We start from the raw sequence: 16,532 nt of genomic DNA on the forward strand, positions 1-16,532 counted from the left end.
AGGGCTTCTTGCATTAGCTAAATTAATATACCTTTGAATAACTTATCTTATTTATAATTGAGAGTTATATTAATCTTATTACTAATACTTATTTGCAATTTTGGTTATGGTCAAAATGCAAAACAAAATTCTCTTCTAGCTGAGATAGATGATTTAATCAATAAATCTAAAAATCCTTCTTTTACAATCGGTGAGAGGACAAAATATGCGTATAAATCTGATAAAATTTCTAAGGAGCTAGCCGTTGACTCAATTACCTTAAAGGTTAATAGAAATATGGCCTTGATATACGCGGAGCTAAAAGATTATGATAACTATATTTCTATTAATAAAGTAAATGTAGAGCTTGCCAAAAAGTTAAAAGATACATCTGGTTTAGCTGTGGCAAATTTAAATTTGGGCGGTATTTATAAACTTCAATCAAAAAATGATAGTGCTTATTATTTTTTTTCTACCGCACTAAAATACTATAATGCGTTTGATGAATTAGAACAAAAGGCATATGTTCTAATGAGTATAGCTAATTTACAATACAACGAGAAAGATTATACATCGAGTGAGTATAGTGCTATAAGAGCTATAAAGATTTTAGATGCTCTACCTGAAACTGAAAACAATCTCGACAATCTTTGGATTCTTTATAATAGGATTGGTGATATTTCTTCAGAACTAGGGGATTTTGAAAAGTCTCTAGAATATCATGATAAAGCCATTGCAATTGCTGATAGTATGGAAGATGGGTTTATCAATAAGATTTATTCAATAAATAATATGGCTTTCGTTTATAGAGAGCTAAAAAACTATAAAAAAACTTTAGAGCTCTATAGAAGTTTAGTCCCTTTAAAATCGAAGTATCAAGACTATGATCCTACTTTTTATGCCCTCATCATAAATAATATTGCCTATACAGAGTTTTTAGATGGTAGTACAGAATACAATAGATTACAAAACACATTTTATGATGCCTATAAATTAGCAGAAGTTAATGATGATGAAGTAACAAAAATGGCAGTAACTACAGATTTGTCTAAATTTTATCTCAAAAGACAAAAGCTAGATTCTGCTTATATATATGCTAAAGAGACATATGATATTTCAAAATACTTATCATCAAATGACTACACATTAGAGGCGCTATTAATTTTGTCTCAAATAAAAGAGGGTGAAGAAGGTAAAAAGTATCTTAACGAGCATATTAAGCTCACAGATAGTTTATTGAATTTAGAGCGGAACTCTAGAAATAAATCTGCCAGAATAGAATTTGATTCAGACCAACTCGAAGCAGAAAATGAGCAAATTTCAAAAGAAAATTTATACTTAGTTATAGTATCTATCGGTTTATTGTTGACCGCAATTTTAGTTTATATTGTCATTTCTCAACGCGCTAAAAACAGAAAATTAAAACTATTACAAGTACAGCAAAAGGCTAATGAAGATATTTATAACCTTATGCTTGGTCAACAAGATAAGGTTGACGAGGCAAGGGCTAAAGAAAAAATAAGAGTATCTAAAGAACTACATGATGGTGTTTTAGGACGGCTTTTTGGTACGCGCTTAAGTCTTGATAGTATGAATTTTAAAGATGGAAAGGATGCCATGATGACTCGAGCTAATTACATCGGTCAGCTTAAAACCATTGAAGATGATATTCGTAAAATATCACATGAGTTAAATACCGATTTTGTTTCTGGTACCGGTTTTATGGATATTGTTACAGAACTTATTGAGAACCAAGCACAAGCATACAAATTGGCTTATGATTTTAATTATACTGATGATATTAGTTGGGATTTGGTAAGCAATAAAATCAAGATTAATATTTATAGGATCATTCAAGAGTCAATGCAAAATATCTATAAACATGCAAATGCTAAAGAGATAAAAATTAGTATTTCTTTAGAAAAAGACGTAATTTGCTTAGACATCATTGATGACGGAAAAGGGTTTGATAAGTCAAAAAACAAGAAAGGAATTGGCTTAAAAAATATGTCCTCTCGGGTTGAGGATATCAATGGCGAAATTGCTTTTACGTCTCAGCCTGATAATGGTACAACTGTTAAGGTTAAAATTCCTTATACTAAGCAATAGTAATGAAGCACATTAATATACTTATGGTAGATGATCACCCAATAATTATAGAGGGTTATCAAAACGTTTTAATGGCTACTAAGGAGGATGACCAAACGCTGCTTATTGATACGGCTAATAATTGTGATACAGCTCAATTAATGATTAATAGGGCGTCTAAAAACACCCATTATGATGTGTGTTTTTTTGATATTAGTTTACCACCTTCTGAGGACGGTAGATACGCTTCGGGAGAAGATTTAGCGCTTTTAGCTAAAAAGGTATTGCCAGAGGCAAAAATAATTATACTCACTATGTTTAATGAATCTTTTAGAATTCATAATATCATTAAGGAAATAAATCCGGATGGATTTTTAATAAAAAGTGATTTAACATCTATGGAATTAGCTGATGCATTTCAGCAAATTTTACGATATCCACCTTATTATAGTAGCACAGTAAATAACTACGTAAAGAAAACCATTACCAGTGAAATTTACGTGGATGATATTAACCGTAAAATTCTACATTTATTATCGCAAGGAATTAAGACTAAAAGTTTGAGCGAGCATATTCCTTTATCTACAAGTGCGATTGAAAAAAGAAAAAAGCAATTGAAATTATTATTTTCAGTTACTAACGGAAAAGACGAAAATCTATTACAAGAGGCACGAGAAAAAGGGTATTTATAGATTTTTTGAATAAAATGACCTTTTATTTTACCTTAAAAAATCCTACAACATACTGTTGTGGCTAGAAATTACGGTTTTACCACATTAAGTCTGCGGTTTTACCACAACAAAAAGTTAAGGTGGTTACATATATTTACCTCAAGTCAACAAGAATTAATTAATCCCTTTTTAAGTAATTGTTGAGTTAATAGCAAGAAGATTAAACCTAGTTACTTTTAGTAACTAGGTTTTTTTATTTAATGTAAAGCGTTTAGCGAATGCTAAATCCAATTCGTATTGTGTTCCGATAATTTTACTATAAAAAAGCCTAAGAATATAATAGCAACTATAAATTTTAAAAATGTGGATGTGATAAATCCTAAGAATGACCCAAAAGCGGCTTTCAAAGCTTTTTGTATATCATTTCTATGAATCATTTCACCAATAAGAGCACCTATAAAAGGGCCTATTATAATTCCGAATGGTATAGGTGATAATAAACCTATAATTAGGCCAAATGTTGTACCAACCATGCCGCTTTTACTGCCTCCAAAACGTTTTGTGCCAATAGCTGGTATTATATAGTCTAATACGTAAATAAAGATTGCTATTAAAAGTGTGACTATTAAAAAAGTTTGACTTAACTCTACGCCATCAGTAAAGTGTAAAACTAAGAGACCTGCCCAGCTAGTTAGAGGACCAGGTAGAATGGGTAAGAAACTACCAACAATGCCTAATATCATTAAAAGTAGTGCTATAAACACAAGAAAAAATTCCATATAAATAATTTAAATTCAATTGTATGACGCAAAATATGTGTTAAAGTTACATTCTTTGAACTAAAAAATTAGTTTAAACTAATTTTTTAGTTATATTTGAATATATATTAATATTATGAAGCAACTAACAAAAGCAGAAGAAGAGATTATGCAAGCCCTTTGGCAATTGAAAAAGGCCAATGTTAAATCAGTTATTGAGATTTTGCCAGAACCAAAACCAGCATATAATACGGTATCAACAATTATTAGAATTTTAGAATCCAAGGGTTTTGTAGATTACGAGAAACAGGGTAAGGGTCATATTTATTTTCCTATTGTAGAAAAATCATCCTACAGTAATCAATCTATAAATAAATTAGTTGATAATTATTTTCAAGGCTCTTTTAAAAGTATGGTCTCCTTTTTTGTAGAGAAGAATGATGTAGACTCTAAAGACATAGAAACACTATTAAATGAAATAAATAAAAAGAACTAATTATGCTTTATACTATTCTTCAAATTATAGCATTTCAAGCATTGTTTTTATTGATTTACGATTTATTCTTAAAGCGAGAAACCTTCTTTAATTACAACAGAGCCTATTTACTTATAACAGCGTTACTATCGTTCTGTTTACCATTTATAAAGTTGCCACAATTAAAACAAATGGCTACCAAGGATGTGGTTATTCAATTACCAGAAGTTTTTATTGGGGTATCCTCTCCAACAGAAATGGATATTCTGGTAGCTGAACAAGCGGGTATTATACTTGAGCAACCACAAACACCAGTATGGAAAATTATAGTGTTTGTAGGCATTATTTTTACAACTCTTATTTTTCTTATTAAAATGGCTAAACTTTACTGGTTAAAGCAGCAAAACCCAAAACGTTGGAAAGGTAATGTCCTTATCGTAAAACTGATAAAAAGTAGTGCTGCTTTCTCTTTTTTTAATACTATTTTTCTTGGTGAACACATTTCAGAAACTGAAAAACCAGTTATTTACAAACACGAGTTAGTTCATATTAAAGAACTTCATACGCTAGATTTACTTTTCTTCGAGTTTCTAAGAATACTCTTTTGGTTTAATCCCTTGGTTTACATGTATCAGAATAGAATTAAGGATCTACACGAATACATTGCGGACGCTAAATCTATTAAACAAAACGGAAAAGTAGATTATTATCAGAGTTTACTTAATCAGGTCTTTGATGTTAATAATGTCTCTTTTATCAATACTTTTTTCAAAAAATCATTAATCAAAAAACGAATCGCTATGTTACAAAAATCTAAATCTAAACAGTTACATCTAATAAAGTATACACTATTAATCCCTATGGTGTTTGCGATGCTAATTTATACGTCTACTGAGGTTAAAGCTCAAGAGAAATTAGAATCTCAAAGTTCAGTAGTTACCCAAGAGATTACAGACGAAGAAATCATTCAAAAATACTTGAAAGAGCTTATTGAAAAATCTAAGATTGAGGAAAGTTTTATGGATGTTAGAGACGACTACGATTATACAGATAAAAAATATATACCAACTAAGGATGAGTTTTTAAGATATGTTGCTTACATGAGACACTTAGGGATGGAATTAAAAAAGTTATCTAAAGATTCTGATAAAATGGACTCAAAACAAATAGAACAATTTGATGAAATGATTAATTTTAACAGGAGCTATGAAGAGCATTTGGAATATTTAAAAACAAATGAAGCCAAGCGTATACATACTGAATCTAGATCTAACAGAACACTGCAGGTTATCTCAAAAGATATAGATAACCTTACAGAAGAGGAGCATATGGATGCCTATGAAAAAGTTGAAGACGTATTTTATGGACGTTTGTACAAGAAACTTATAGTTAGCGATGAAACAGATACCGTCGAAATAACTAAAGATAAATATGATGGATTAGTGCGTTTATTTTCAACTCAAGAAATTAAAACACTTTTATCTAAACCTTCAAATGAGAACTCTAATTTTAATGTTCATCGTGAAGAAGTACCATTCAGTATCATAGATACTGCACCAACTCTAATAGAGTGTTCTGAGATAACTGATAACATTGAAAGAAAGTCTTGTTTGAGTGACTTTATAAATAAATTCGTTAATAAAAATTTCAATACAGGTATTGCAGAAGAATTAACACCTGGACGAAAACGCATATTCGTTCAGTTTAAGATTGATGAAGAAGGTAATGTTAAAAATATTTTAGCAAGAGGACCAAGTAAAAAACTAGAAATTGAGGCTAAGCGGGTAATTGCTATGTTACCTCAATTTATCCCAGGAAAACAAAAAGGTAAATTAGTTACGGTGCCATATAGTTTGCCAATTGTTTTTCAAGTTGCCGGTACGCGTTCTAAAGTAGATGAACTAGTTGCTCAAAGAGATCGTATTTTAAAAAATTCAAGTGAAAAAAATCCAGTGGTAATTCAATTAAATCGTCAGATTGAGGATTTAAGGAAGGAAATGAAGACTGATTCTAATACACCAAAATATGATAAATTTATTAAGGATGTCGAGCAAAACACTATAAACGACAAGGTAATTTCATTTTCTAATGTAGATCTTGTGCCAGCTTTTACAGATTGTGAATTAATAACGGATAATGAGCAGCGTAAAAAATGCACAAGTAAAGGGGTTAGTAAGTTTGTTAATCAAAATTTCGATACTGAAATGGCTTCGAAAATAGGAATAAATGGTAGACAAAAAATATTTGTAAATTTTGTTGTAAATACACAAGGTGAAGTCGTAAATATAAAGGCTAGAGCTTCGCATCCGAAATTAGAAAATGAAGCGTCGCGTGTTATTAAAGCATTGCCAAAATTTATGCCAGGTAAGCATGATGGTGTTGAGGTTGAAGTATCTTATTCTTTGCCAATAATCTTTCAAGTTGCATCAAGTAAAAAAGATTAGTTCTAAGATGAAAATTAACTTATCAATACTATTTTTATGTGTTGTAATTAGCATTAAGGCACAAGTCTCTAATCAAGCAGATGAACTCTTTGCTACTGGTAATTTTACAAAAGCAATTGAAACCTATAAAACTCTAGAAAACAAGGAACTATTTTTCAGTAAAATTGCAAAAGCGTATATTGCTATTGGTAACTATGGTGAAGGTTTAGCTTATTATATAAAAGCGATAGAAACAAATCCAGAAAATTCATTATATAAATATGAATACGCAAAGTTATTGACCAGAACAAAGAAGTATGATGACGCTAATATACTTTTTAGAGACTTAATTAAATCAGATAGCTTAAATCCAAATTATCATTATGAGTTAGGTGTTGTTTTAGAAAAACAAAATGATAGTATAGCTTTCAAAGAATTTAAAAATGCTTTTTTGCTAGATACTACGCATCAAAAAGCCATTTTTAAAATTGCAAAACGCCATATTTACAAACGGAGATTTAAAGAAGCACATCGCTTAATTGATGTAGGCCTTAAAAGTTATACTAAGAATTTAGATTTAATAAGTCTAAAAGCGCAAGCTTATTATTACCAAGAGTACTATACGCATTCTGTAGTTTGGTTTAAAAAGTTGATAGATCTAGGTGAGACCTCAGAATTTATACACGAAAAGTTGAGTCTTAGTTATGCCCAGAATTCAGATTACCAAGATGCGATATATCATAGGAAAGAAGCTTTAAAGTATGATCCGAATAATGCAAACGCTATATACGTTATTGGCTCCTATTACGAGCGCCTTAGCGATTATGAAAATGCAGAAAAGTATTATAAAAAGTCTTTGTTTATTCAGGATCAGTCGTGGTCAGAGGAATACCAACAATTAGGTACTGTTTTAAATAGACAGAAAAAATACGAAGAAGCTATTAAGGCCTTCCAAAAGTCATTAAAAGAAGATCCTTTAAACTTTATGTCTGAGTTTTATATCATTAGAACAAAAGATGAGTTTTATGCAGATTTAGACACTAAAATTAAAATGTACGAAGACTATCTCAAAAAGAAAGGTAAGAGCCCATTTAAAATATTTGCAGAAAGGCGTCTCAAAGAACTCAAAGAAGAAAAATTCTTAGAGAAAAACTAAAAATATCGTATTTTTCGGTATCAGAAATGTGCTAATGAACCGATTTGTTTTTCTATTTCTAATTCTACTCTTTACCTCTTGCGATTATTTTGAAAAGCAAAAAGTGAATTCTAAAGACCTATATGATGAAGAGTTGCAAACTTTTAATTGGAATGATGTTGATACCTACCCAACTTTTAGTAATTGCGATTCTATAACCAATAAGCAAGAAAGTAAAATTTGTTTTCAGAATACACTTTTAACAAATGTAAATCTATATTTAGAGCAACAAAATCTTGTAGTTTCAGAAGATGTTAATGATACTATTCGTTTAAAACTTATCATTGATAATAAAGGGTTGTTAGAAATAACTTCTTTAAGTATAAAGCCAGAAACTCAATTGCAAATCCCTGAAATCGATAGCTTGTTGCGTCAGAGTTTAAAAAGTGTTCCACAAATATTTCCGGCTATTAAAAGAGGGCAGCAAGTAACTACTGCTTTTGAGTTGCCAATTATTGTAAAGATTAATTAAAATCTAATAGCCAGCTTCTGCATTAGTCTTAAGACTTCAATATACAACCAAATGAGTGTAGCTAAAAGTCCCCAAGTTGCAACCCATTCCTTATATTTTGGTGCTTTATTTTTATAACGTTCTATATAGTCAAAATCTAATAGTAAGGCAAAAGAGGCAACTATAGATGCTAAAACGTTAAATCCAATAGCAAACCAAGATGTGCCCCAGATATATGTTTTTATGCCAAAGAAACTTAAAATCCAAGAAATAAGATAAACTACCATTATACTTATTGTTGCAGTAATTATAACACTGCGTAATTTTTTGGTCACCACAATAATTCTTAGTTGGTAGAGTAATAGCATTACGAAAAAAGTTACAATAGTAACACCTATGGCCTGATAAGGTAAATCAGGAAAATTACGATGTGCATAAGATGAAAACCCACCTAGAAAGAAACCTTTGGCTATAACATAAAGAGGGACTAAGATATGAGCCCAATTTTGACGAACAGAAATTAGAATGCTAGTTACTATTGCACCTAACATACCTCCTAAAGTAAACCACCGCATAGACATACCAGCTTCATTTAGTTTCCACAAATACCCAGTTATGGCTGCAATTATTAAGATACCAAAAATAGACTTAAAGAAAATCCCGGCAACTGACATGGTTTTAGTTGATGATTTGCTACCATCCCAAAAATAACCATTGAAGACAGGATTAGATGTTTTAAAATTCCTTAAGCTCATTTTATTTATAAATTAAATTTATAACCGATTGCAATATCAGTAGAAAAATTATCTTGATTATCTAAAAGAAGCCCAAACAATTCTCCATAAATAAAGGTAATATAACTATTGTCACCAATCTTAATATCCGAACCTATGCCAAAAATAAAAGGAACATCAAAAGAAGTAGTGTTAATAGTAACTTCCATACTATTTTGGTCAATAAAAGTTGCATTAGAAAAGTTTACAGTAGCAAGCTTAAACTGCCCGTAAATTGAAAATGTTTCCTTACTAATAAATCTAAAACGATAACCCAATGAAAACTCAGTAGTGTTATATTGAAAATCATCACTTTCAAAAGCATGTCGTGCTTGTAAAAAACCAGAATGTCTAGGTAATTCGCTTGCTTCAAAGACCTCTAGCTCAGCACCTATCATTGGTGTTTTTATATTCTCAGGATTCCCAACAAACGGATTATTTGTAACACCACCAGAGAATCCTAACCGCATTTGTACGCTTCCTTCTTTAAAATAAGGGTCATAATTAGAGTCTACTGATGTGTTAAATTTATTGATATAATTTTTTAGGCTATATAGTGTTAATTTCAGGTTGTCAATAGACATGCCATTAGTTAATTCACTTAAAAGTGATTTGTATTCTTCTTTATAGTTGTTGTTAGAATCTTTAGTGTTCTTTAATTCAGAAATAGATCCATCATCAGTTCTAACAAAATAGCGATACTGCCCATCAATAACATTCCAAAGAAGGTCGAGTTTACCATCAATTTCAGATTTAAGTTGAAGTGTTTCTCCATTTACAGTATAACTTTCTTGACTGTAGTTAAATTGTAAAGCAAAACAAATTAATAGGATAGATATGACTTTTTTCATCAGTTGTTAGGATTTGGTTAAAAAAATAATCTCTTTATATCGGTAGTGTTTAAAACAATTTTAAATTGTGAAACAAACACTTATGTGTATAGATCACGATTAATGAGTAAAGCTAGGAAAAATATTCAATATGCTATTATTTTCTAAAAGTTCGTCCTTTCCAACTATAGGACATAAAAAAGGATAGCAATGAAATATAGACGGAAAAAAATGGGTAGATTAAACTCGATAATATATAAGATGGTAGAACATTTTCTTGATTAAAAAAGCGTGAAACTTTAAAGAGCAGTAAAAAGTCGATGCTAAATTTTATGATAAAAGAGGATAAGACTATTTTGGTGCTTAACAGGTCTAAAAGCAGCAGTGGTATCATTGTAGCACATGCTAAATTTCCAAGTAAAACGATAAGCCCAACACACTTAGAAAACCAATTAGAAGTATGACTGGTTTTTGAAGCCCAACGCAAACGCTGTTGTATAAGTTGTCTAAACCCACTAACAGGGTTGGTAGTGACGATTGCCTTCATCGATTTTAGATACCCTACTTTTTTTGCATCATGATTTATAAACTTCTCTAATAAAAAAATATCATCTCCACTTGCTATTTTGTTATTGCCATAAAATCCATCAACGTCTTTGAATACAGACTTACGATAGCCAAAATTTGCTCCATTACACAGAAATGGCAAATGCAAGCCAAAACCTCCAATAGTAGCTCCTTGCAGGCTTAGAAAATCTAGAATTTGAAACCGATTAAAAAATGAATTAGCTCTATTGTATATTACAGGACCAACAATACAGTTTGGGTTTTGTGTCTGAATAAATTCATCAAACGTATCAAGCCAAAATTTTGGTAGAATGCAATCAGCATCAGTAGTAATAATCCATTCATACCTCGAGGTAGTAATAGCGGATGTTATCGCATCCTTTTTAGGGGAACTAGTGCGTCTATCGTTTTTTATAACTGTAATTATATGTGCTAGCCTATTATTTCTTTTGAGAACCTTATTAATGATTTGTATTGAATCGTCTTCAGAATCATCATCAACTAAAATAACTTCAAATAGTGATTGAGGGTAATTTAATTGAGATAAAGAATTTAATAACTTATTAAGATACTTAGCCTCATTTCTAAAAGGAATAATAATTGAAAATCTAGCTTTGGGCTTTAAATCTTGCAGTTTATAATCATCTACTTTATCAAAGCCATAGACTAAAGCTCCAATTAAGATTAGATAAACAATAATGATAACTACAACTAAGGATGATATAATCATTATTCGATTTTAGGAAGTTTGAAATTTAAAATGAAATAACTGCCAAATAAACTAGGGATTGCAAAGTTTAGTAACCACATTAGCGATATAATGCTTAGTATAGTTAGTTCATTAACTTCTACATAGCCAAATAAGAAAACAGCAACACTCCCTTTAATAACAACATCGAATATTGAAATCGAAGGAACAATTGATGCCAAGAAATACATACTTGTTATTAATACCATTGCTCTAGAATACTCTACATCCACTCCAAAAATAGTCAGTAAATAGTAGAACTGAAATGAGAATATTAAATACCTTATAAGTGCAAAAAGTAAAATGATCACCTTTGTTTTTGATTGGATTTTCTTTATGTACTTAAAAATTCTACTTAAAGAATATCCTTTTATAATTAATCGTTTATGGGTTATACCAATAACAGCGAAGACACTTACTAAAAGAAGAAGTAATCCAAACTTGGTAACCTTATAATAATCAACATTAATTTGATAGCGATTAATACATATTATAAAACCTATTACACCAAAAAAACTTGTAATTGTCATTTGCGCCATATTACCTAAAAGATTCAGTAATACAATACGTTTTCTAAATTGCTTACCATAATAGACTGCTTTAGCCCCATAGTCACCTATACGATTTGGAGTAATTAAGGAAGCTGTTAAACCACCTAAACTTTGTTCTAAAGCATCTCGAAAAGAGATTTGTTTGATAACCTTAACTAAAGATTGCCATTTTAATATTTCAAAAAACCAGTTAAAAATGCTTAAAACGATTAAAAAAATGATGTTTTTTGGTGAAAATGTATCATTTTCTTTCAAAAAAGAGATAAAATCGGTGAATTTGAGATTTTCGTTTTCTGCAATTTTTGAGTAAATAAAATAAAATGCACCAACAACTATACTTAACTTAATTAGTACAAAGAAGAATTGCTTAGTTTTGTATGGCACGTCATAATGCATGTTGCAAATTAAACCAAAAACTCACAGATGAAGCAATATTTAAAGCATTACCTCCTCCTTTTTACTGTCGTATTTTTAGTTTTTAATAGTCATGCGCAATTAAAGGATACTGGCAAATGGAAAGCCCTTTTTGCTGTAGGTTTAAACTACCCAACAACTGATGGATTCGTTGATGGCTCATTCGCACAGTCGGTAAATTTTCCGACGGTTAATATTGGGATTCAGCATATGTTTAAGCTTGAGTATGGTGTTAAACTAGACTTTGGTTTTAATCGTTTTAAAAATGATGAAAATTCAGAAGAATTTAAGGTGAACTATTCACGTATTAATGCCCAATTTGTTTACGATCCAACACGTCAATTAGGTTTTTTACCACCTAGACTCAGAACAATTTTACATGCAGGACCCGGATTTAGTTTTTCTAAACCGCTTGGCAATTTGGGTGATAACAAGCAGTCTTATTTGAACTTATTAGGAGGTCTCGAAATACATTATGCGATTAATGAAAAAGTTTCGGTTTATACTGATATCGCATATATATACGGTTTAACATCATTAGATGATTACGATCCAGTTTTAAGTGGATTAGGTGCTTTTAATGGAAGTGTATTTAATTTAACCTTTGGTATTGCTGTATCTCTGAGTGGTTGTCAATTTTGTGATTAATAAGTAAACTACCTATGAGTATAGGTAATAATATGAGTAAAGAAAAAATAATATTAGGTATAGATCCAGGAACCACAATTATGGGATTTGGTCTTATAAAAGTGGTCGGAAAGCAAATGGAGTTTATGCAACTCAATGAACTTATGCTTAAAAAGTATGATGACCATTATTTAAAATTGAAACTCATTTTTGAGCGCACAATAGAACTCATAGATACATATCATCCAGACGAAATAGCTATTGAAGCTCCATTCTTTGGTAAAAATGTACAGAGTATGCTTAAGTTAGGGAGAGCACAAGGTGTTGCAATGGCAGCAGGTTTGTCTCGTGAAGTCCCAATTACAGAGTATGCGCCTAAAAAAATTAAAATGGCAATTACCGGAAACGGAAATGCAAGTAAAGAACAAGTTGCTAAAATGCTACAAAGCATGTTAGGCCTTAAGACATTACCTAAAAATTTAGATTCTATGGATGGCTTGGCAGCAGCTGTTTGTCATTTTTATAATCAAGGTCGTGTACAGGTTGGTAAGAGTTATTCAGGTTGGTCTGCCTTTGTGAAGCAGAATGAGGGTAGAGTTAAAAAATAACTTAATGGTCATTTTTGCGAAAGTAAAAATATATTAATAAATGAAATACATACTTACATATTTAGTCTTCAGTTTTTCATTATTGATAAACGCTCAAGGGCAAGTTGAAATGAATGATATTGCTCACGAAAACTATTATCAATCACAAAAGTTTGAGGATTCATTGGTCTTAGAATTAGTGAAAATCAACAAAAACGATTCAATTTTCATGAAAAGTTTTGATGCTTCTGAGAAGCTTTGGGATCATTTTGTTGAAAAACAATTCGAACTAAAATTTCCAGAATATGATACTTGGGGAAATCGACGTCAAGTTTATGGTAGTCAATTTGATATGTTATATTATCAATTTATGAAATTGTATTGTGATTTACGGATTTCAACTTTGTATGATTTGTTTGAAGATTAATTATGGCAGGCATCTACATCCACATACCATTCTGTAAACAAGCTTGTCACTACTGTGATTTTCATTTTTCAACATCCTTAAAAAAGAAGGATGATCTTATTAATGCTTTAGCAAAAGAATTAGAACTTAGAAAAGATGAGTTCAAAAACAGAACTGTTGAAACTATTTACTTTGGAGGTGGTACACCGAGTCTGTTAAGCAATGATGAACTGCAATATATAATTGATTCGGTTTATAAAAACTATAAAGTTTCAGAGCAGCCAGAAATAACTTTAGAGGCTAATCCAGATGATTTATCTAAGCCAGGCATAATAGAATTGTCTAAAAGCCCAATAAACCGTCTTTCAATTGGAATTCAATCCTTTTTTGAAGCAGATTTAAAATTGATGAATCGTGCTCATAACGCTGATGAATCTAAAGCCTGTTTAGAAGAGGTTGTAAAATACTTTGATAACATTTCTCTTGATTTAATTTATGGCATACCTGGAGCTTCAAAAAAGCAATGGGAGAAAAATATAGAATTGGCTTTAAGCTATAATATACCTCATATTTCGAGCTATGCACTTACTGTTGAACCTAAGACTGCCTTAGCATCTTTCATTGAAAAAGGAGTCATGAAAGATGTTGATGATGAGCAAGCCCACGAGCAATTTCATATTTTAAAGGATAGATTAGAGGAAGAAGGCTTTATACATTATGAGTTGTCGAACTTTGGTAAAGACGGATATTTTAGTAAAAATAATTCGGCCTATTGGCAAGGAAAATCTTATCTAGGTATTGGGCCATCAGCGCATTCCTTTAATGGAAAACAACGTGGATGGAATGTTAGAAACAATATTAAATATATAAATACAATTGCAAAAAATGAATTGCCAATAGAGATCGAAACACTAACTCTTACAGATCGTTATAATGAATATATTATGACAGGATTAAGAACAATTTGGGGAGTTTCAATACCTAGAGTTGAAAAAGAATTTGGTGCTATTTATAAAGATTACCTAAATGAACATGCAGATGTTTTTATAAATCAACATTTGTTGTATATTGATGATGAGCATTTACGAGTAACAAAAAAGGGGCAATTTTTAAGCGATGGTATTGCTTCTGAACTATTTAAAATTAATTAATCTTGCTGACAATAATACAATACAATTCTAGAAAATTAAAAATTGATTTATCACAACCATTAGATATTTCAATTCCTATTAAAGGTAATGCATCAAATGTTAATGTTTGGTATATAGGTCCGCCAAAAATAGAGCCAGAAGTGTTTGATGGGGATGTAATAAGTGTAGAAAAAGGTGCGTCTGTCAATTTTAATACAATAACCTTTAACCCACACGCTCACGGAACACATACAGAAACAGTTGGTCATATCATTAAAGAAAAACATTCTATAAATAAGTGTCTTAAACAGTTTTTCTTTTTGACGGAAGTCATTAGTGTGGCTCCAGAAAAGTTTAAGAAGGATAATGTAATCTCTGCTAAGCAACTACAATTTGCAATTGGAAATAAAAAAAGAGATGCCTTAGTTGTAAGAACATTACCTAACATGAAAGACAAAAAATCAACACAGTATTCTAATACTAATTGGACGTATTTTACAGAAGACGCTATTAAACTTTTGGTAAAAAAGGGTATTAAGCATCTGTTAATCGATTTGCCAAGTGTTGATAGAGAAGAGGATGGAGGAGAGCTAAGAGGGCACAATGCTTTTTGGAATACAAAAGGGAAATTAAGAACAGATGCAACGATTACGGAGCTTATTTATGTACCTAATAAGATTGAAGATGGTTGTTATATGTTGAATCTGCAAATAGCACCTTTTGATAATGATGCTGCACCGAGTAAACCTATATTATATAAGATAATTGAATAACACTTTGTGACAAAAGACCCTTATATGGGTCTAAATTATACATATGGAAACATTTTTTATAATCATAATAAGTATACTCGTAACCTTAGGTTTAGTTACGATTTACAGACAATGGAAAACGAAACAAACGACCAATGCACAGTCCATTATTCTTTTGGATAAGATTAAGCGTGTTTGTAAATTTATAACAGTAGAAGGGGATTTTGCAGAAATATACCACTATGAAGATGTTAAGGAAAAATTCTTAAAACTGATCTCTAGTAAGAAAAAAGCATTAGTTGTAATTAATGCAAAAGCGCATGTTGGTTTTGATTTGGGTAAAGTAAAAATGAATTCAAATTCTAAAACCAAAACAGTAGTATTATCTCATTTCCCTCAACCAGAAGTTTTATCAATTGAAAGTGATATAAACTATTACGATAAACAAGATGGTATGTTTAATAAATTTGAAGCCTCTGACTTAACAGAATTACATACCAAAGCAAAAGAACATATTATGGATAAAATTCCTGAAAGCGGATTGTATAATGTGGCTAAGCATGAAGCTTTGGAAGCCATACAACTTATTGAAAATTTAGTTGAGACTATCGGCTGGACCTTAGACTATTCTGCGTTAAAGATAGAAAGTGGCGAAGATAAAAAACTGTTGAAGTAGTATGAAAATTGGATATAATAGGAAACGCTTAAGAGCACATTTATATCTAAGTATAGTTTGGTTTATACTTGGTGTTTTTCAAATTGTGATTATGAAAGATCAATTATGGCTTGGCTTTGGATGGTTGGTATTAGCCGCTTTATTTATAATTAGTTTTCTCTATAAGTCACAAAACAAGTATCTAACAATTACGGATCAATTTATAAAACAAAATATACCATTTGGCAAGACTATTAGAGTAAGCGATATAAAAAATATCAAGTATTTTTCTGAGGATTATATTATTAAATCAGAATCTAAAGAATTAAGAATAAATCTAAATTTAATTGAACCTACAGCATTAGAAGACTTAAAATTAATATTAACAGATTACGACTCTAAACTGAATTTGAGTTATTAAAATAGTCTTTCTTTAATTGAAATTTTTAACT

Annotated in this window: 18 protein-coding genes; 13 read left to right on the forward strand and 5 right to left on the reverse strand. The window is 30.6% G+C overall.

All coding sequences use genetic code 11. The features are described 5' to 3' along the window. The first annotated feature begins 57 nt into the window (after positions 1-57). Positions 58-2,088: an ATP-binding protein gene (locus ACFWU4_RS03800; protein ID WP_411125024.1), complete on the forward strand. Its 2,031-nt coding sequence runs from the start codon at positions 58-60 to the stop codon at positions 2,086-2,088. A 2-nt stretch (positions 2,089-2,090) separates the two neighbouring features. Continuing rightward, the gene (locus tag ACFWU4_RS03805; RefSeq protein ID WP_411125026.1) at positions 2,091-2,759 is read left to right on the forward strand and encodes a response regulator; all 669 of its coding nucleotides are present in this window, start codon (positions 2,091-2,093) and stop codon (positions 2,757-2,759) included. A gap of 260 nt (positions 2,760-3,019) precedes the next feature. Here the strand turns inward: ACFWU4_RS03805 and ACFWU4_RS03810 are convergent, their stop codons facing one another. Continuing rightward, positions 3,020-3,517 carry a DUF456 domain-containing protein gene (locus ACFWU4_RS03810; RefSeq protein ID WP_411125028.1) on the reverse strand — a complete coding sequence of 166 codons (498 nt, stop codon included), beginning with the start codon at positions 3,515-3,517 and terminating at the stop codon, positions 3,020-3,022. A gap of 115 nt (positions 3,518-3,632) precedes the next feature. Here ACFWU4_RS03810 and ACFWU4_RS03815 point away from each other — a divergent pair, with 115 nt between their 5' ends. The 4 genes from ACFWU4_RS03815 to ACFWU4_RS03830 are packed head-to-tail and all read left to right on the forward strand — an operon-like array spanning position 3,633 to position 8,061. Continuing rightward, positions 3,633-3,992, forward strand: a complete 360-nt coding sequence (locus tag ACFWU4_RS03815) for a BlaI/MecI/CopY family transcriptional regulator (RefSeq protein ID WP_411125030.1) — start codon at positions 3,633-3,635, stop codon at positions 3,990-3,992. A gap of 2 nt (positions 3,993-3,994) precedes the next feature. Then, positions 3,995-6,415 carry an energy transducer TonB gene (locus tag ACFWU4_RS03820; RefSeq protein ID WP_411125032.1) on the forward strand — a complete coding sequence of 807 codons (2,421 nt, stop codon included), beginning with the start codon at positions 3,995-3,997 and terminating at the stop codon, positions 6,413-6,415. Positions 6,416-6,422: 7 nt separating this feature from the next. After that, positions 6,423-7,550: a tetratricopeptide repeat protein gene (locus ACFWU4_RS03825; protein ID WP_411125034.1), complete on the forward strand. Its 1,128-nt coding sequence runs from the start codon at positions 6,423-6,425 to the stop codon at positions 7,548-7,550. A 34-nt stretch (positions 7,551-7,584) separates the two neighbouring features. After that, complete coding sequence (locus tag ACFWU4_RS03830; RefSeq protein WP_411125036.1) at positions 7,585-8,061, forward strand: hypothetical protein; 477 nt, start codon at positions 7,585-7,587, stop codon at positions 8,059-8,061. Here ACFWU4_RS03830 and ACFWU4_RS03835 read toward each other — a convergent pair. From ACFWU4_RS03835 to ACFWU4_RS03850, 4 genes are all read right to left on the reverse strand, one after another. Then, a complete protein-coding gene (locus ACFWU4_RS03835) occupies positions 8,058-8,795 on the reverse strand; it encodes a Bax inhibitor-1/YccA family protein (protein WP_411125038.1) in 738 nt (245 codons plus the stop codon). The two genes, ACFWU4_RS03830 and ACFWU4_RS03835, sit on opposite strands and share 4 nt — an antisense overlap. Before the next feature lie 5 nt (positions 8,796-8,800). Continuing rightward, entirely contained in the window at positions 8,801-9,664 is an 864-nt protein-coding gene (locus tag ACFWU4_RS03840) for a hypothetical protein (RefSeq protein WP_411125040.1), read from the reverse strand. 136 nt (positions 9,665-9,800) lie between these two features. Beyond that, positions 9,801-10,940, reverse strand: coding sequence for a glycosyltransferase family 2 protein (locus ACFWU4_RS03845; protein WP_411125042.1), 1,140 nt, complete (start codon positions 10,938-10,940; stop codon positions 9,801-9,803). Next, positions 10,940-11,905 carry a lysylphosphatidylglycerol synthase domain-containing protein gene (locus ACFWU4_RS03850; RefSeq protein WP_411125043.1) on the reverse strand — a complete coding sequence of 322 codons (966 nt, stop codon included), beginning with the start codon at positions 11,903-11,905 and terminating at the stop codon, positions 10,940-10,942. The genes ACFWU4_RS03845 and ACFWU4_RS03850 overlap by 1 nt, the downstream gene beginning before the upstream one ends. A 27-nt stretch (positions 11,906-11,932) precedes the next feature. On the opposite strand from ACFWU4_RS03850, the gene ACFWU4_RS03855 reads away from it, so the two are divergent. From ACFWU4_RS03855 to ACFWU4_RS03885, 7 genes are read left to right on the forward strand one after another with little or no spacing between them, the layout of a single operon-like run. Further along, positions 11,933-12,571 carry a cell envelope biogenesis protein OmpA gene (locus ACFWU4_RS03855; protein WP_411125045.1) on the forward strand — a complete coding sequence of 213 codons (639 nt, stop codon included), beginning with the start codon at positions 11,933-11,935 and terminating at the stop codon, positions 12,569-12,571. 32 nt (positions 12,572-12,603) lie between these two features. After that, the gene (gene ruvC, locus ACFWU4_RS03860; RefSeq protein ID WP_411127219.1) at positions 12,604-13,158 is read left to right on the forward strand and encodes a crossover junction endodeoxyribonuclease RuvC; all 555 of its coding nucleotides are present in this window, start codon (positions 12,604-12,606) and stop codon (positions 13,156-13,158) included. Positions 13,159-13,198: 40 nt separating this feature from the next. After that, positions 13,199-13,564: a hypothetical protein gene (locus ACFWU4_RS03865; RefSeq protein WP_411125047.1), complete on the forward strand. Its 366-nt coding sequence runs from the start codon at positions 13,199-13,201 to the stop codon at positions 13,562-13,564. 2 nt (positions 13,565-13,566) lie between these two features. Then, positions 13,567-14,694 (forward strand): radical SAM family heme chaperone HemW, encoded by a 1,128-nt coding sequence (gene hemW / locus ACFWU4_RS03870; protein WP_411125049.1) that lies wholly within the window; start codon positions 13,567-13,569, stop codon positions 14,692-14,694. A gap of 2 nt (positions 14,695-14,696) precedes the next feature. After that, a complete protein-coding gene (locus tag ACFWU4_RS03875; RefSeq protein WP_411125051.1) occupies positions 14,697-15,446 on the forward strand; it encodes a cyclase family protein in 750 nt (249 codons plus the stop codon). A 43-nt stretch (positions 15,447-15,489) separates the two neighbouring features. Then, positions 15,490-16,101 carry a DUF4230 domain-containing protein gene (locus ACFWU4_RS03880; protein ID WP_411125053.1) on the forward strand — a complete coding sequence of 204 codons (612 nt, stop codon included), beginning with the start codon at positions 15,490-15,492 and terminating at the stop codon, positions 16,099-16,101. 1 nt (position 16,102) lies between these two features. Further along, positions 16,103-16,501, forward strand: a complete 399-nt coding sequence (locus ACFWU4_RS03885; RefSeq protein ID WP_411125055.1) for a hypothetical protein — start codon at positions 16,103-16,105, stop codon at positions 16,499-16,501. Positions 16,502-16,532 lie beyond the last annotated feature (31 nt).

Source organism: Winogradskyella sp. PE311 (assembly GCF_046545555.1).
GTDB lineage: Bacteria > Bacteroidota > Bacteroidia > Flavobacteriales > Flavobacteriaceae > Winogradskyella.

What these genes read in the sequence shown, in the direction of transcription:
- ACFWU4_RS03885 (WP_411125055.1), top strand. Translation starts at nt 16,103, where the DNA reads ATGAAAATTGGATATAATAGGAAACGCTTAAGAGCACATTTATATCTA.
- ACFWU4_RS03815 (WP_411125030.1), top strand. Translation starts at nt 3,633, where the DNA reads ATGAAGCAACTAACAAAAGCAGAAGAAGAGATTATGCAAGCCCTTTGG.
- ACFWU4_RS03805 (WP_411125026.1), top strand. Translation starts at nt 2,091, where the DNA reads ATGAAGCACATTAATATACTTATGGTAGATGATCACCCAATAATTATA.
- ACFWU4_RS03830 (WP_411125036.1), top strand. Translation starts at nt 7,585, where the DNA reads ATGAACCGATTTGTTTTTCTATTTCTAATTCTACTCTTTACCTCTTGC.
- ACFWU4_RS03855 (WP_411125045.1), top strand. Translation starts at nt 11,933, where the DNA reads ATGAAGCAATATTTAAAGCATTACCTCCTCCTTTTTACTGTCGTATTT.
- ACFWU4_RS03820 (WP_411125032.1), top strand. Translation starts at nt 3,995, where the DNA reads ATGCTTTATACTATTCTTCAAATTATAGCATTTCAAGCATTGTTTTTA.
- ACFWU4_RS03810 (WP_411125028.1), bottom strand. Translation starts at nt 3,517, where the DNA reads ATGGAATTTTTTCTTGTGTTTATAGCACTACTTTTAATGATATTAGGC.
- ACFWU4_RS03835 (WP_411125038.1), bottom strand. Translation starts at nt 8,795, where the DNA reads ATGAGCTTAAGGAATTTTAAAACATCTAATCCTGTCTTCAATGGTTAT.
- ACFWU4_RS03840 (WP_411125040.1), bottom strand. Translation starts at nt 9,664, where the DNA reads ATGAAAAAAGTCATATCTATCCTATTAATTTGTTTTGCTTTACAATTT.
- ACFWU4_RS03825 (WP_411125034.1), top strand. Translation starts at nt 6,423, where the DNA reads ATGAAAATTAACTTATCAATACTATTTTTATGTGTTGTAATTAGCATT.
- ACFWU4_RS03850 (WP_411125043.1), bottom strand. Translation starts at nt 11,905, where the DNA reads ATGCATTATGACGTGCCATACAAAACTAAGCAATTCTTCTTTGTACTA.
- ruvC (WP_411127219.1), top strand. Translation starts at nt 12,604, where the DNA reads ATGAGTAAAGAAAAAATAATATTAGGTATAGATCCAGGAACCACAATT.
- ACFWU4_RS03845 (WP_411125042.1), bottom strand. Translation starts at nt 10,940, where the DNA reads ATGATTATATCATCCTTAGTTGTAGTTATCATTATTGTTTATCTAATC.
- ACFWU4_RS03865 (WP_411125047.1), top strand. Translation starts at nt 13,199, where the DNA reads ATGAAATACATACTTACATATTTAGTCTTCAGTTTTTCATTATTGATA.
- hemW (WP_411125049.1), top strand. Translation starts at nt 13,567, where the DNA reads ATGGCAGGCATCTACATCCACATACCATTCTGTAAACAAGCTTGTCAC.
- ACFWU4_RS03880 (WP_411125053.1), top strand. Translation starts at nt 15,490, where the DNA reads ATGGAAACATTTTTTATAATCATAATAAGTATACTCGTAACCTTAGGT.